The organism is Pedobacter psychrotolerans (assembly GCF_004340665.1).
GTDB lineage: Bacteria > Bacteroidota > Bacteroidia > Sphingobacteriales > Sphingobacteriaceae > Pedobacter > Pedobacter psychrotolerans.
The window spans coordinates 306,810-323,455 of record NZ_SLWO01000002.1 but is presented as its reverse complement, the minus strand read 5'-3'; the positions used below and the strand labels follow the sequence as shown (position 1 = coordinate 323,455).

The following is a 16,646-nucleotide window of genomic DNA, read 5'->3' as shown; positions in this document are numbered from 1 at the left end:
CTTAGGCAATTAAACTAAATTTGACGTAACCAATTATCCTATGAGCCAGATCAAGCGCATTTTACTCTCTCTACACCTTATTTTCTGTGTCGCTTTGTTGGGAAATGCCCAAATCAGATTGCCCCATATCATCTGCGACAGCATGATTCTGCAAAGAGATGTCCCTTTAAAAATATGGGGTTGGGCTTCACCAGGAGAGCAAATTGTACTGCAATTCAACGGGAAAAAATGGAGCACTAAAACAGGCGCTGATGAAAAATGGCTGATCAATCTTCCGGCCATGAAAGCTGGCGGACCTTATACGATGGAATTTTCAGGGAAAAATAAAGTGGTGTTGAAAGATATTCTTTTTGGCGATGTATGGCTGTGCACTGGGCAATCGAATATGGTGCACCAGCTGAAGGTGCATAATATCACCTATGCACAAGATATCGCTTCGGCAAATTATCCGCAGATTCGGCAATTCTGGGTGCCCACAACCACTAATTTAAAAGGACCATCTGAAGATCTTCCAAAAAGCAGTTGGAAACCCGCCACCAAAGAAGGAATAAATGATTTTTCGGCAGTAGCCTATTTCTTTGCACGCAAAATTTACCAGGAACAAAAAATACCCATCGGCATCATCAATTCAAGTGTAGGCGGAACCACAATAGAAGCCTGGACAGGCGAAGATGGATTGAAGGACTTGGAAGAAGTGCGCAAAATCATCGAACGCAATAAAGACAGCGCAGCCGTTAATAAAATTAACAAACTAGCTGATGCCAGCCAATCCCCACCTGCAACGAGTGCGGACAAAGGTATGCTGGAAGCAATTAAATGGTTTGATCTACAATATCAGCCGAAAGGTTGGCGTAAGTTTTACGTTCCTGGTTATTGGGAAGACCAGGGCATGAGAGATTTGGACGGAGTAGTCTGGTTCAGAAAGGAAATAGAAATCCCCGCTGCTATGGTAGCTGTTCCTGCTTTCATCCAAATGGGAAGAATTGTAGATGCCGACCGCTTTTACATCAATGGAACACTCATTGGTTCAACCGGTTATCAATATCCTCAAAGGAGATATACTGTTCCAGCTGGAATATTAAAGCCTGGCAAAAATATCCTGGTGATTCGGGTTGAAAATTCAAATGGAAAGGGCGGTTTTGTACCCGATAAGCCTTACTCACTCCAAGCCAATCAACAATCTATCGACTTAAAGGGAGAATGGCAGTATAAAGTAGGAGAAGCCTATCGCCCAGCATTTAGAGGCGGGCCATTCCGCATTCAAGAGCAAGCACAACCGACCGCACTTTATAATGCCATGATTGCCCCCGTTGTTCAGTACGGCATAAAAGGGGTATTATGGTATCAGGGAGAAAGTAATGTAGGCAATGCCTTGACTTATAAAAAGTTATTGCCTGCACTGATTCAGAACTGGCGAGCGCAATTTAAAAGACGAGATCTTCCATTTTATTATGTTCAATTGCCAAATTATGGCGATATGCGCTATCAGCCTGGAGAAAGTGCATGGGCTATGTTAAGGGAAGCTGCACTGGAAACACTTAAAGTACCGAATACCGGAATGGCGGTTACAATTGACCTGGGCGAATGGAACGACATCCATCCGGATGATAAAAAGGATGTTGGCGAACGCCTGGCATTGATTGCTAAACGATTAAGCTACGGAGAGAAAAATCTCGTTTATTCCGGGCCAATTTATAAGTCCTCGACTATTGAAGGTAACAAGATCATCGTCAGTTTTGAACATATTGGATCAGGACTGAAAACACGTGATGGTGAGTCACTCTCTCAATTTGAAATCGCCGGAGCAGACAAAAAATTTGTATGGGCTATCGCAGAAATTAAAGGCAATCAGGTGATTGTGCATTCTCCTCAAATTACTAAACCAATGTATGTCCGTTATGCCTGGGCAGATAATCCTGTCAATCCAAATTTGTATAATATAGAAAACCTTCCGGCCTCGCCATTTCGTACTGACAGGTAGCTTGACTAAAAGCCGTCCTATTAATTGAAGACCTTTTGAAACAAAGACTTTCCTTATTTTCACCGAAGATCTAACTTAAAGATAAATTGTATCCAAAGCGTTACTTCAGATAATAGCTGGTAAACATATTTTCTATAATAATCATCAAAACTTCCCGTCTGGAATAAGCGTATCACCTAGTTTTATCCTGCGGTATTCCTGATTGCATCATCGATAATTTATAGGTGGTTCAATATAAGGTATGCCCTCTTAAATACAAATTTATGAGGATGAATTACAAAAAACTTCTAACCAGAATTTTAGCGTTTACCAGTTTAGCATTTATTTTTGCATTTTTGGCTCCATCAGTCTCCTACGCACAAGACACTAATTTTCATATTTACCTTTGCCTGGGCCAGTCGAATATGGAAGGTAATGCCCGTTTTGAACCACAGGACACCGTTCAGGTTAATCCACGATTTCAGGTGATGCAGGCCGTAAATTGCCCGGATCTGAAGCGGGAAATGAATCAATGGTACACTGCTGTTCCGCCTTTAACCCGTTGCAATACTGGCTTAACGCCTGTTGATTATTTCGGACGTACGATGGTTGCTGAACTTCCCAAAAAAGTTCGTGTAGGAGTAATCATAGTTGCTGTTGGGGGATGCAAAATTGAATTATTCGATAAAGAAAATTATCCTTCCTATACCGCTAAGGCACCAGAATGGATGAAAGGCATGCTAAAACAATATGATGGCAATCCTTATGGTCGTTTGCTCAGTCTTGCAAAAGAAGCGCAGAAAAAAGGCGTAATCAAAGGCATTCTGCTTCATCAGGGAGAATCGAATACTGGTGACAGCTTATGGGTAAATAAAGTAAAGGGCGTGTATGATAATTTACTGAAAGACCTCAGTCTTAAAGCCAATAACGTGCCTTTACTTGCTGGCGAAGTAGTCAATGCAGATCAGGGTGGCGTTTGCGCAAGCATGAATAACATCATCGCAAAGTTGCCTCAAACCATTCCAAGTGCGCATGTGATCTCCTCTAAAGGTTGTACCGTTGCTGCTGATAAACTCCATTTTAACGCAGCAGGGTATCGCGAACTAGGAAAGCGATACGCAGTAGAAATGCTTTCTATATTAAATGGATCAAAGAAAACCAGATAGAAGTTTTTAACGAAAAGGCGCATTTATTGAACATCGAGAAGCGGGTGGGAATCTACCCTGATGATTTAAAAAACAGAGTCTTCAAAATTGTCTTTATCGATAATAAAACTTCGATAAAAAAACAGCACCAACAGCATCATCGCTTACCGAGGGCAAAAGCTGACTGTGAAATAAATGAACCAAACTAACCAAATACTAAATATATGAAATCCCGTAACCTGATTATTTTAATTGCGCTCATTTGTTCAATGCAAACCAGCATGAAGGCTCAGAATCCCATCATTAAAGATATTTTCACAGCTGATCCGGCACCAATCGTATATAAAAATACCGTTTATTTATATACCGGGCATGATACCGCTACGGTAAAAGACACCAATTACAAAATGCCCGACTGGCATGTATTTTCCTCTCAAAATATGGTCGATTGGAAAGACCATGGTACCTTGCTTTCACCGAAAACATTTGCATGGGCAGAGGGAGATGCCTATGCGGCTCAATGTATTCAACGTGATGGTAAATTTTATTGGTATGTATCAACAGGGCATAAAAAAAATGCGGAAAGTGGAGGTGGAATGGCCATTGGAGTGGCAGTATCCGATAGTCCGACAGGACCATTTAAAGATGCAATTGGCAAAGCCTTGATCACCAATGAAATGACCAAAGATAAAAAGCACGGATGGGATGATATCGATCCTACTGTATTTGTTGATGACGATGGGCAGGCTTATCTTTTCTGGGGAAACGGCAGTTGCAAAAGTGTAAAGCTTAAAAAAAACATGACTGAACTGGATGGGCCAATTACGGTATTGGATATTAAAAACTATATAGAAGGACCGTGGGTTTATAAGAGAAAGGGAAATTATTATCTGGTTTATGCGGGGGTAGGTACCAAACCCGAAATGATTGAATATAGTATGGCTAAAAGTCTGCAGGGGCCTTGGGAGTACAAAGGAATTATTCAGGAAAACGTACCCAATAGTTTTACTACGCATCCGGGGATTGTAGATTTTAAAGGAAAATCTTATTTTTTCTACCATAACGGTACATTGTCAACGGGTGGAAGTTACAGGCGGTCCATTTGTATCGACTATATGCATTATAATCAGGATGGTACGATTCAGAAGATCATACAAACCACTGAAGGTGTTGCCGCGGTTGGTAAACGCTAAATAGGTCGTATAAATGATAAACGAGATAACTTTAAATTAACATAACCAAATATGATTAAATTGTTTAAACCTTCACCATTCCATTTAGCCTTGTTCTTTGGAATCTCAACACTATTTACTTTTCAGGCTTTCTCACAAGGTGTTGTAACACCAGGTCCGCCGGAGTTTGATGTAGAAAAACCCAATATCCCACATGGGAAAATCGATACCCTCACTTATGCTTCTAAAACGGTTGGAAACAATCGCCGGGCTTTGGTGTACACGCCACCGGGCTATGCAAAAAATAAAAAATATCCTGTTTTGTACCTGTTGCATGGGATTGGAGGCGATGAAAAAGAATGGTTCAGGGGTGGGAAACCACAAGTAATTCTCGACAACCTCTATGCGGCCGGAAAAATAGAACCCATGATCGTGGTGATGCCTAATGGAAGGGCGATGAAGGATGACCGGGCAACGGGCAACATCATGGCGAAAGACAAAGTGGAGGCTTTTGCCAACTTTGAAAAAGATTTACTGAATGATCTCATTCCATATGTGGAGAAGAAATTAAGCGTGTACAAAGACCGCGAGCACAGGGCAATTGCAGGCTTATCAATGGGTGGTGGACAATCCCTCAACTTTGGTTTAGGCAATCTGGATAAATTTGCCTGGGTGGGTGGTTTTTCATCTGCACCCAATACCAAACTACCTCAGGAACTGGTACCTGATCCAAAAAAAGCAAAAGAACAATTAAAACTGCTTTTCATTTCTTGTGGCGCAAGCGACAACCTGGTCAGCTTTAGTAAACGTGCACATGATTACCTGCTTAAAAATGAAGTGCCGCACATCTATTTCATTGAACCTGGCGTACACGATTTTAAAGTATGGAAAGATGGTTTATATATGTTTTCGCAGCTGATCTTTAAGCCTGTTGATACTTCTAACTTTTCTAAATATCCAGTATCGGGCGTTCCGGCTTCTACTAATATTGGGTCAAATAAATATCCGCAGATTCTGGATAACCAACGCGTGATGTTTAGTGTTTCCGCTCCTGATGCCCAGAAGGTACAAGTCGATTTAGGTAAAAAATACGATATGGTGAAGGATAATCAGGGAAAGTGGACGGCCACAACCGATTCTATCGGTGAAGGTTTTCATTATTATTCGCTGATTATTGATGGTGTTCCGATAGCTGATCCTGCCAGTAAAACCTATTACGGAATGGGCAGAATGGCCAGCGGAATTGAAATTCCATTTGCTGGCGGAGCTTATTATGCCTTGAAAGATGTACCACATGGCGATATCCGCATCAAAAAATATTTTTCGAAGATTACCAATTCTTGGCGACAATTTTATGTGTACACGCCACCGGGTTATGATGCCAATACCAATGAAAAATATCCTGTACTTTACATACTTCACGGTGGAGGGGAAGATGAAACAGGATGGGCAAACCAGGGAAAAACAGATCTGATTCTGGATAACCTCATTGCTGCTCAAAAGGCAAAACCCATGCTCATTGTGATGCCAGATGCCAACGTTGGTGTTTCTGCTTTCGCTGAAAGTGGATTGAAAACATTCGAATCTGAACTGAAAGAAGTGATCATCCCACTGGTTGAAAAAACTTACCGCATTAAAGCTGATGCTGCAAACCGGGCCTTAGCTGGCTTATCAATGGGTGGAATGCATACGCTTTACACAGGCGTTAGAAACACAAACGATTTTGCCTATCTGGGCGTATTTAGTTCGGGCTGGATTGTTGGACGCCAGAATGAAGTAGCGGACGCACAATATGAGTTTATGAAAAACAACCGTGAAAAAATCAATACCAACCTGAAACAATTCTGGATTTCAATGGGTGGCAAGGAAGATATCGCCTATAACAATTGCAAGACCATGATGGATAAACTTAAAAACCTGGAGATCAAATATACTTACCAGGAATATCCTGGCGGACATACCTGGCCGGTATGGCGCAATAATTTGTACCAATTTTCTGCTTTATTGTTTAAATAATGGATTTTCCTTTATTACACATGTCGATAAAATTTACCAAAAAGGTACGTGCTGCACTGATTTTAATGGTGGTTTTTTCTATAGCGTCAACTTCGCTATTGAAAGCCCAGCAGGCCGAAGCGACTAAATTAAAGCTTTGGTATGAACAGCCTGCAGGGAATGTTTGGGAAAACGCCCTCCCTTTGGGAAATGGCGTGCTGGGTGCAATGGTTTATGGAAATGTAGAAAAGGAAATCCTCAAACTCAATGAACATACGCTTTGGAGCGGTGGTCCGTACCAGAATGATGTACCGGAAACCCTTAATGCGCTGCCAGAAATCAGACAGTTAATTTTTGATGGAAAGCACAAAGCAGCCGAAAACCTGGCCAATAAAGTGATGTTTGGGAAAAAATCTTCCGGACAAATCTTCCAGCCAGCGGGTAATCTCGAACTCCGCTTTTCTGGTCAAAAAGAATACAAAAACTACCATCGGGAATTGGATTTGGAAAAGGCAATTGCCAAAACCAGCTATAGTGTTGATGGGGTAACTTACACGCGGACGGCTTTTGCTGCGTTTGGCAACCGTGTCATTGTGATGCGCTTAACAGCGAACAAACCTGGACAGATTTCCTTTACGGCAGCCTATACCACACCACATAAAAAGGTTTCTATTCAAACTTCTGCCGAAAAAGACCTGATGATGGAAGGCATTTCGAGTGACCATGAGGGCGTAAAAGGGATGGTGAAATACAATGTCATGAGCCGGTTTAAAAATGAAGGCGGCAACATAACCACTTCTGACAGCAGCATCACGGTAAAAGATGCCAATGCAGTAACCATTTACATTTCCATCGCCACCAATTTTAATAATTATCTTGATGTAAGTGGAGATGAGGCTGCCAGGGTCGCTGATTATCTGAAGAAAGCAAGCTCCAAATCATATGAAAATCTGTTAAGTACGCATGTTGCTGCATATCAAAAATATTTTAACAGGGTCCAGCTGGATTTGGGAACAACCAAGGCCGCGACATTGCCTACCGATCAGCGATTGACAAATTTCAGGAATGTTGATGATCCCGCTTTTGTAACGCTTTACTATCAGTTTGGGCGTTATTTATTGATCAGTTCTTCGCAACCTGGCGGACAACCTGCAAATTTGCAAGGCATCTGGAATGATAAACTCTATCCCGCCTGGGACAGTAAATATACCATCAATATAAATGCACAAATGAATTACTGGCCTGCAGAGCCGACCAATCTATCCGAATTACATGAGCCTTTTCTTAAAATGGTAAAGGAACTTGCGGCTACAGGAGCTATAACGGCGAAAAACATGTATGACGCTAGGGGTTGGGTAGCCCATCATAACACAGACATCTGGAGAAGTACAGGCCCGGTTGATGGTGCTTTCTGGGGCATCTGGAATGCAGGTGGAGGATGGACAAGTCAGCATTTATGGCAACATTACCTCTATAATGGCGATAAAAATTACCTGAAAACAGTCTATCCCATTTTGAAGGGTGCAGCACTTTTCTACAAAGATTTTCTGGTGGTTCATCCAAAATATAAATGGCTGGTGGTTAATCCGGGAACTTCTCCCGAAAACGCCCCGAAGGCACATGGTGGTTCTTCGATTGATGCCGGAACAACCATGGATAACCAGATCGTGTTTGATGTTTTTTCTTCCGTTATTCAGGCTGCAAAAATCCTGAATGTAGATGAAACTTTCAGTGATAGTTTGTTTAAAATGCGGGCGCAATTACCGCCCATGCACATAGGTAAATACGGGCAATTGCAGGAGTGGCTGGATGATATTGATAGTCCAAATGATAAGCATCGCCATATCTCACATCTGTACGGATTGTTTCCTTCCAATCAGATTTCACCTTACCGAACGCCTTTGCTTTTTTCGGCAGCAAAAAATACGCTTTTGCAGCGGGGTGATGTCTCTACCGGATGGAGCATGGGCTGGAAAATCAACTGGTGGGCAAGGATGCAGGATGGCAACCACGCCTATCAACTCATTCAAAATCAGCTTACTCCGTTAGGTGTAAATCCAGGCGGAGGTGGAACTTACAATAACCTTTTTGATGCACATCCGCCCTTTCAGATCGATGGAAACTTTGGCTGTACCTCCGGAATTACCGAAATGATGATGCAAAGTGCTGATGAAGCCCTGCATCTGTTACCTGCACTTCCTGATGTATGGAAAAAGAAAGGAATGGTAAAAGGCCTTCGGGCAAGGGGAGGTTTTGAAGTGCAGGAAATGGTTTGGGCAGATGGCAAATTGAACAAAGTGGTGATTAGATCTACCATCGGTTGCAACCTGCGTATCCGTGTGCCTAATCAGCTGAAAGGCAAAGGGGTTATTCTTAAGCCTGCAAAAGGCAACAACCCAAATGTATTTTACACCGTAGCAAAAACACCTGATGCCCTGCTTTCTGAAAATGCAATAACCGCTGATCCGGTTTTGCAGAAAACATTTTTATATGATATTCCGACGGTTGCGGGAAAATCTTATACGCTTTTATTAAAATGATCATTCCAGTAAACACCAAACACAGAAAATGAAAAATATTATCATCTGCCTGCTTTTTATCGCTTTAATAAATCATCAGTCATTTGCCCAGCAAAAGGCAAAAAATCCTATCATTTATGCTGATGTGCCAGATCTTTCTATGGTTCGTGTGGGCGATACGTATTATATGAGCAGTACCACAATGCACATGAGTCCGGGTTTGCCCATCATGAAATCACAAGACCTGGTGAACTGGCAAATGGTAGGTTACGCTTATAATACGCTGGCTGATGTTGATGCACTTAACCTCGCTGATGGAAAAAACGCCTATGGAAAAGGCTCCTGGGCAAGTAGTTTGCGTTACCATGAAGGAACTTTTTATGTGAGCACTTTTGCCCAAACAACTGGAAAGACAACGATCTTCAGCACCAAAGATATTGAAAAAGGAAACTGGAAGCGGATCGACTTCAAACCGAGCCTGCACGATCATTCCTTATTTTTTGATAACGGAAAAGTCTACATGGTATATGGCAGTGGCAAAATAAAATTAGTTGAGCTTAACACAGATTTGAGCGGAATCAATACCAATGTGCCTGAACAGGTGCTGATTGAAGATGCCGGATTACCTTCTGGCAATACGGGTGGTTTGCCTGCTGAAGGTTCTCAATTATTTAAGGTGAATGGAAAATATTACCTTTTTAATATTACCTGGCCAAGAGGAGGGATGCGCACGGTGGTGATCCATCGTTCAGATCATTTAACTGGTCCATACGAAGGAAGAGTAGCTTTGCAAGATAAAGGCGTAGCACAAGGCGGCCTGATTGATACCCCGGATGGCAATTGGTTTGCTTACTTATTTAGAGATAACGGAGCGGTCGGACGGATTCCCTATCTGGTACCATTAACCTGGAAAGATGGATGGCCGGTTTTGGGTACGGACGGAAAAGTTCCTGAAATACTGGATTTACCGCCAAGTAAGGGCATGATTCCAGCCATTGCCGCATCGGATGATTTTACACGCTCAAAAAAAGATCGTGATTTGCCTTTGGTTTGGCAATGGAACCACAATCCTGATGCTAAATATTGGTCGGTTCGCCAGAGAAAAGGTTTCTTAAGATTAACAACAGGCCGCATGGACACCAGCTTTTTATCTGCCCGAAATACCCTCACACAAAGAACCATCGGGCCGTTTTCATCAGGCATTACCGCTTTGGATTTATCGAATATGAAAAACGGCGATTTTGCCGGCCTTGGGGTGTTACAGAAAAATTACGGACAGATTGGTGTGAAGCTGGAAAATGGAAAGAAGTCGATTGTTTTTATCAATGCTTCTGGCGGAAAAGCCAAATCATCAGACGCTATTCCATTGTTGCAAAACAAAGTTTATTTCAGGGTAGATTGTGATTTCGCCGAAAGAAAAGACCAAGCGACATTTTTTTATAGCCTGGATGGAAAAGACTGGAAAATCATCGGTGATCCGGTAAAAATGAGCTACACCATTCCTCATTTTATGGGTTATCGTTTTGCACTTTTTAATTATGCTACAACAGAAACAGGCGGCTTTGCAGATTTCGATTATTTCCATTTGTCGGAAAAACCTGCTATTCAAATGAAGGAGTAAAAAACGAAGATATTTTTCAACAGGATTGAACAATAATGCTAGCATTTTAATCAATAGTTCAACGCCAGGGCAGGTTATAGGCCTATCTTCGATTTTATAAAAAAGGTGATGAAGTCGCACTGTTTTGAACCCATTCATCATCATCAATAACCAATATATAACCGATTTATGAACAAACCCATTCCTTACTTATTTTCAAACAAGAAAAATTTTCAAACGCAAAGCTTTTCAAAAAAGCTGTTGCTTGCCATCTCACTGACTTGCTCTGTATTTTTCTTAATTACGGCTTTCAGACAAGATGATCGTGGGATAAAACCTGCGTCAACAGCTACACCTTTATTCAGCAATTATATTTACCAGGGAGATGATGATATTTATAAAAAATATCCATTGAAGGTCGATGAGTTTTACTCGCCAATCCTTCAGGGCTGTTATCCTGATCCGAGCATCACCGAAAAAGGAGATGATTATTACCTGGTGGTTTCTTCCTTCGCTTTTTTTCCAGGAGTTCCCATTTTTCATTCTAAAGATTTAGTGAACTGGAAACAGCTCGGACACGTTTTAGACCGTACTTCTCAACTCAAAGTGGAGCGTTCTGGCATGAGTGCAGGTATTTATGCACCATCTATTTTATACAACAAATTGAATGATACCTTTTATATGATCACCACTCAAATTGCTGGTGGGATGGGAAATATGGTGGTGAAAACTAAAGATCCGGCGAAAGGATGGAGTGAGCCTTATAAACTTAAATTCGACGGGATTGATCCTTCTCTGTTTTTTGATGATAATGGAAAAGCCTATGTAGTGCATAATGATGCGCCTGAAAAAGAGCTTTATACCGGACACCGGGCCATTAAAATCTGGGAATATGACCTGGAAAAGGATCAAATCATTCCAGGAACAGATAAAATTATCGTGAATGGCGGTGTAGATTTAAGCAAACACCCCATCTGGATTGAAGCCCCTCACATTTACAAAAAGAACAATAAATATTACCTGATGTGTGCCGAAGGGGGAACTGGTGGCGCACATAGTGAGGTGGTTTTTATCAGTGATAATGCCAAAGGTCCATATGTTCCTGCGCCTAAAAATCCGATTTTAAGTCAACGCCATCTTCCAGCAAAACGGGTAGATAAAGTAGATTGGGCTGGTCATGCAGATTTGGTAGAAGGACCAGGCGGTCAGTATTATGGTGTGTTTTTAGGCATCAGACCGAATGAAAAAGATAGGGTGAACACTGGTCGCGAAACTTATATGTTACCTGTAGACTGGAGCGGCGAATTTCCAATCTTTGAAGGAGGATTAGAACCTCTGAAAGCCAAGTTAAAAATGCCTGCAGGCGTTAAAAATAATACCGGAAAACAAGGATTCTTCCCAAATGGTAACTTTACTTTTAAAGATAATTTTACAGCGGAGAAATTAGATTACCGTTGGATTGGACTTAGAGGACCAAGAGAAGGTTTTGCAACCGCAACGGCTAAAGGGCTTCTGGTTAAACCTTATGCTGTAGATGTTAAAGCTGTTGAACCGATTTCTGCACTTTTTCAACGTCAGCAGCATAATAATTTTTCTGCTACGGTAACGATGAATTACAAACCTGGCTCAGAAAAAGATCTGGCTGGAATTGTTTGTTTGCAAAAAGAGAGTTATAACTATGTTTTCGGTGTAACCAAAAAGGATGATGCCTATTATCTTTTATTGCAACGTACAGAAGATAATGTATCAACAATTGTAGCAAAAGTGAAAATTGATATTAACCGACCTATCGATTTAAAGGTATCTGCAAAGGGTGATGATTACACATTCAGTTATGCATTGGGGGATAAGAAATTCACCAATCTAGGTGGTACCGTTTCAGGAGATATTCTTTCAACAAATGTGGCGAAAGGATTTACGGGTGCCTTAATCGGACTGTATGCCACTTCAGCGAGCGAAGTTAAATTGTAAGCGAACGCTTATAAAAAAGTAGAATATTTAAATTATGCGCCCTGGTTTGTGGAAACATGAACCAGGGCTTTTTGTTTCTAAGGTTCAGCGATGTGGCTTAGTCATCTAATGTTTACAGGCATAAAAAGAGTGTTAAAAACCACCCCGCCCTGCGGGCACCCCTCCTTGAAAAAAGGAAGGGAGTGGCGATCGTGTTAAGATTGCTTCGTTGGCTGAAGAATCCTTCTCTCAATGACGATGAGCGGAGAAAACTGGCTCTTATTAAAGCAAATTTATTATCGAATTAAAAAAAATAAATAGTTATGCGATTAAACCACCCCGCCTTTTAGGCACCCCTCCAAAGGAGGGGAATGGCGATCGCCTCATCATTATGTTCATTTTATGACTAATACCTCATACATAATTTTAGTCATTTAGGTTTTTTTAATGGATTCGGTGTTTCATCTTAGCGCTAAAACACTTCCATTGTTAACCCTCCGGCAATCCTTTTGTGTTTTTTGCTGCTTAAATACACTAAGTGTAGAAAATATTATTCATGAGGATAAATAAGCGCAAATAATTTTCTTTTAAGATGTGCTTTTTGGTGCAATAGGGGTGGTTTTTGTGCTGTTTATGCCTGTTCTGAACATGAAGCCTATAAATTTAAACAATTGTGCTATTGATAAGTAAGACACGATCCTACATTTATCTCAGCCAAATATAAGGTACATCTTAACTGAGATGCAATACTAACCAAATAACTAATGAACCTAATCTTAACCAAACTTAACCTTTTCGTTAAGCGCATTTTTAATTGATTATAGTCCTACTCCTATGCAGATGAACTGCCCGGATTATGGTATTTATTGCGCTTGATTATTAGATAAATTGAAATGATAGTTTTAATCACTATTCATTGAACACAAATAAACCAAATATTGCACATATGAGACCGCCCACCTAACCTGTTAAACTTGCAATGTCTTTAACTCAGACCTGCATCAGCTCTCAGCGTTTTATTCTAACCAAATCCTAACCAATGTATGATGAAGAAATCCAATTTTAAAGCCATAGAATATGAGCCTTCTATGCACAACCGAACAAATCAAATTCTGCATTTTCTAAATCTATTTATATGATGGACAATTACACAATTAAAGGTGGTAATGGCCAGCATATATATCAAAAATTCAGCGCATTATTACTCAGAATAACTTTTATGATGCTCTCCTTATTGCTAATTGCCAATGCGGTTATGGCTCAGCAAAGGAGGATGTTAAGAGGTACCGTTGTAGATGAACAAAATGATCCGCTTACTGGCGTAACCATTACACTTAAAGGTACAAACAGCAGAGTGGTATCTAATGGTGAAGGTAAATTTTCAATAGAAATCCCGACGGAGAAAAGCACGCTTTTATTCAATTATATCGGGATGAGTCAAAAAGAAATTACCCTTACCGATAAAAATGATATTGTGGTATCTATGAGCAATGATAACAAAGTGCTTAACGAAGTTATTGTTGTAGGCTACGGACAGCAAAAGAAAGCAAGTGTGGTAGGTGCCATTAGTCAAACCAGTGGCAAGGTATTAGAACGTACCGGCGGAGTAACTAATTTAGGGATGGCCCTAACAGGAAATCTTCCGGGTGTGGTTACTACAGCTTCATCAGGTATGCCAGGTGGAGAAGATCCACAAATTCTCATCCGTGGACAAAGTTCCTGGAATAACAGTTCACCATTAATTCTGATTGATGGGATTGAGCGCTCTATTAGTTCTATAGATATTTCATCCGTAGAAAGTGTATCTGTACTTAAAGATGCTTCGGCCACTGCCGTATATGGGGTAAGAGGTGCAAATGGTGTAATTCTCGTTACCACCAAACAAGGGGTGGAAGGAAGAGCACAAGTACAGGTGAGGTCTAACTTAACGGCAAAAATTGCTTCCAGGCTTCCTGAAAAATACGATTCATATGATGCGCTGATGATCAAAAACAGGATTATCGAACGTGAATCTATTGTAGATCAAAATGCATGGTCTGGCTATACTGCGATGCAAATGATTGATAAATATAGGAATCCCCTTAATTCAGCTGAATGGGACAGATATCCGAATGTGGATTGGGAAGAAGAGCTTTTTAAAGATAGAGCGATGTCGTACAATACGGCCGCCAATGTTTCAGGAGGTTCCAAGTTCGTAACGTATTTTGCTGGTCTTGATCTTACCCGTGAAGGTGATTTGTTTAAAACATTTCCCAATCAGCGTGGGTACGAATCAAATTTCGGCTATAACCGGACAAATGTGAGGAGTAACCTTGATTTCAATTTGACTAAAACAACTAAATTTTCAACCAAATTATTTGGATCAAATGCGGTACGCCAGTTGCCTTATGATATGGCTGACGGAGACCAGTCTTTCTGGTCGTCTGCCTATCGTACCGCACCAGATTCGTTTCGGCCAATTTACTCAGATGGAACCTATGGTTTTTTTCCGACTGCAACCCAGGATCAACCCAATGCAGCTTTCTGGCTGGCTTATTCAGGTGCTGAAAAAAGAACGAGTACGCAGCTGACAACCGATTTTATTCTGCAGCAAAAACTTGATATGCTTACCAAAGGGTTGAGTTTGAGAGGTAGCTTATCGCTGGATAATACTTTTCTGGAAAGGAGACGAGGTGTTAATGACCAGTTTAATGCGGCACAGCGAAAATATGTCAACCCGCTAACCGGTATTGTTTCTTTTGAACAACAAAGAAATACCGGAACCCAGTTTGATTTTACGGATGCCATTCAATGGTCTACAGCGGCAGGTGAAGTAGATAAAACTGCTACTTACCGGAACATGAATTACCAGTTTCAGGTTAATTACGACCGTACATTTGGCGCACATGCAGTGACTGGAATGGGTCTAGTACAGCGTCAGCGAACAGCTAGAGGTAGTGCCTTCCCAACATTTCGTGAGGATTGGGTATTCCGAACCACTTATAACTATAAATCAAAATATTTATTTGAAGCAAACGGTGCCTACAATGGTTCGGAGCAATTTGGCCCGGATTATCGTTTTGCATTTTTTCCTTCAGTTTCTGCCGGCTGGGCCATTAGTAACGAGGAATTCATGAAATCCATTACTTTCCTCGATTTACTAAAAGTTCGTGCATCCTGGGGAAGGATTGGTGATGATGCCTTGGGAGGTCCGAGATGGCCTTTCCGTGATTCCTATCAATATGGAAACAATACGCCAATGGGTAGTCCGGCGGTGGCTACACCCTATACGATTTACCGAATCGCCACAATGGGTAATCCAAACTTATCATGGGAAACCGTAGAAAAGCGAAATCTTGGTTTTGAATACAGTTTCTTAAAAGGAGATATTTCAGGAAACGTAGATATTTTCAAAGATCATAGAAAAGACATCATGATTGGCGGTGGCTCAAGAGCTATTCCTTCTTATTATGGATTTGGTACCAGTGCACCAAGGGCAAACCTGGGCGAAGTAACCAGTCAGGGTTATGAGATTGAATTGCGTTTAACACACTCTTTCGGAAAAGGGATCAGGGCATGGGCAAATCTGGCTTTAACGCATGCTACCAATAAAACCAATTTCAGAGATGATCCTGAACTCACGCCAGATTATCAAAAACAGGAAGGTTATGCCATTGGCCAAACCCGTTCCTACCTGGATAACGGTTTTATTAAAAGCTGGGATGATTTATATGGCAGCACTGTGCGCTTATCTAATAACCAAAACAAACTTCCTGGAGATTACAACATCATTGATTTTAATGCAGATGGTGTGATTGATGATAAAGATAGAGCACCTTATGGATATACGTCAAATCCTCAAAATACCTACAATGCCAGTATCGGCTTTGAATGGAAACGCTTTAATCTGTTCTTTCAATTTTATGCTGTTAATAATGTTACCCGTGAAATTGAATTCCCGAATTACCAGGGTAAAAGTAATGTTGTATTTGTTGAACGGCCTTTCTGGTATCTTCAGGATGGTGGAGGAGAAGTTCCGCCTCCGCGCTGGAGTGTTCTTGATGCCTTCGGTGGTACCGGAACCCGCTATTATTACGATGCTTCCTACATCCGTTTAAAAAACGCAGAACTGGGTTATACCCTTTCCGGAAAATCAATCAGCAAACTGGGGGTAAAATCCTGCAGGTTTTATTTAAACGGCAACAACTTGTTCCTTTGGACAAACATGCCTGATGACCGTGAATCAAACTTCAGCGGAGCTTCAGGAGGTGGAGCATATCCAACAGTTAAACGTTTCAATTTTGGTATTGACATCACTTTATAAAC

Annotated in this window: 8 protein-coding genes; all 8 read left to right on the top strand. The window is 41.2% G+C overall.

Annotated elements, in window-relative coordinates; genetic code table 11:
* Positions 1 to 40 precede the first annotated feature (40 nt).
* Positions 41 to 1,981, top strand: coding sequence for a sialate O-acetylesterase (locus EV200_RS05100; RefSeq protein ID WP_132529862.1), 1,941 nt, complete (start codon positions 41 to 43; stop codon positions 1,979 to 1,981).
* A 269-nt stretch (positions 1,982 to 2,250) separates the two neighbouring features.
* On the top strand, positions 2,251 to 3,126 hold the full coding sequence (locus tag EV200_RS05095; protein ID WP_132529860.1) for a sialate O-acetylesterase: 876 nt from the start codon (positions 2,251 to 2,253) through the stop codon (positions 3,124 to 3,126).
* Positions 3,127 to 3,329: 203 nt separating this feature from the next.
* Positions 3,330 to 4,298 (top strand): glycoside hydrolase family 43 protein, encoded by a 969-nt coding sequence (locus EV200_RS05090; RefSeq protein ID WP_132529858.1) that lies wholly within the window; start codon positions 3,330 to 3,332, stop codon positions 4,296 to 4,298.
* A gap of 51 nt (positions 4,299 to 4,349) precedes the next feature.
* Positions 4,350 to 6,293, top strand: coding sequence for an alpha/beta hydrolase-fold protein (locus EV200_RS05085; RefSeq protein ID WP_132529856.1), 1,944 nt, complete (start codon positions 4,350 to 4,352; stop codon positions 6,291 to 6,293).
* Entirely contained in the window at positions 6,293 to 8,812 is a 2,520-nt protein-coding gene (locus tag EV200_RS05080) for a glycoside hydrolase family 95 protein (RefSeq protein WP_229676771.1), read from the top strand. The genes EV200_RS05085 and EV200_RS05080 overlap by 1 nt, the downstream gene beginning before the upstream one ends.
* Before the next feature lie 28 nt (positions 8,813 to 8,840).
* Positions 8,841 to 10,412: a glycoside hydrolase family 43 protein gene (locus EV200_RS05075; RefSeq protein ID WP_132529854.1), complete on the top strand. Its 1,572-nt coding sequence runs from the start codon at positions 8,841 to 8,843 to the stop codon at positions 10,410 to 10,412.
* A gap of 168 nt (positions 10,413 to 10,580) precedes the next feature.
* Positions 10,581 to 12,362: a glycoside hydrolase family 43 protein gene (locus tag EV200_RS05070; protein ID WP_132529852.1), complete on the top strand. Its 1,782-nt coding sequence runs from the start codon at positions 10,581 to 10,583 to the stop codon at positions 12,360 to 12,362.
* Positions 12,363 to 13,476: 1,114 nt separating this feature from the next.
* Entirely contained in the window at positions 13,477 to 16,644 is a 3,168-nt protein-coding gene (locus EV200_RS05065; protein ID WP_229676770.1) for a SusC/RagA family TonB-linked outer membrane protein, read from the top strand.
* Positions 16,645 to 16,646: the final 2 nt, after the last annotated feature.

Excerpts from the sequence above, each read along its gene's own strand:
- EV200_RS05100 (WP_132529862.1), top strand. The coding sequence starts at position 41 with ATGAGCCAGATCAAGCGCATTTTACTCTCTCTACACCTTATTTTCTGT.
- EV200_RS05095 (WP_132529860.1), top strand. The coding sequence starts at position 2,251 with ATGAATTACAAAAAACTTCTAACCAGAATTTTAGCGTTTACCAGTTTA.
- EV200_RS05090 (WP_132529858.1), top strand. The coding sequence starts at position 3,330 with ATGAAATCCCGTAACCTGATTATTTTAATTGCGCTCATTTGTTCAATG.
- EV200_RS05085 (WP_132529856.1), top strand. The coding sequence starts at position 4,350 with ATGATTAAATTGTTTAAACCTTCACCATTCCATTTAGCCTTGTTCTTT.
- EV200_RS05080 (WP_229676771.1), top strand. The coding sequence starts at position 6,293 with ATGGATTTTCCTTTATTACACATGTCGATAAAATTTACCAAAAAGGTA.
- EV200_RS05075 (WP_132529854.1), top strand. The coding sequence starts at position 8,841 with ATGAAAAATATTATCATCTGCCTGCTTTTTATCGCTTTAATAAATCAT.
- EV200_RS05070 (WP_132529852.1), top strand. The coding sequence starts at position 10,581 with ATGAACAAACCCATTCCTTACTTATTTTCAAACAAGAAAAATTTTCAA.
- EV200_RS05065 (WP_229676770.1), top strand. The coding sequence starts at position 13,477 with ATGATGGACAATTACACAATTAAAGGTGGTAATGGCCAGCATATATAT.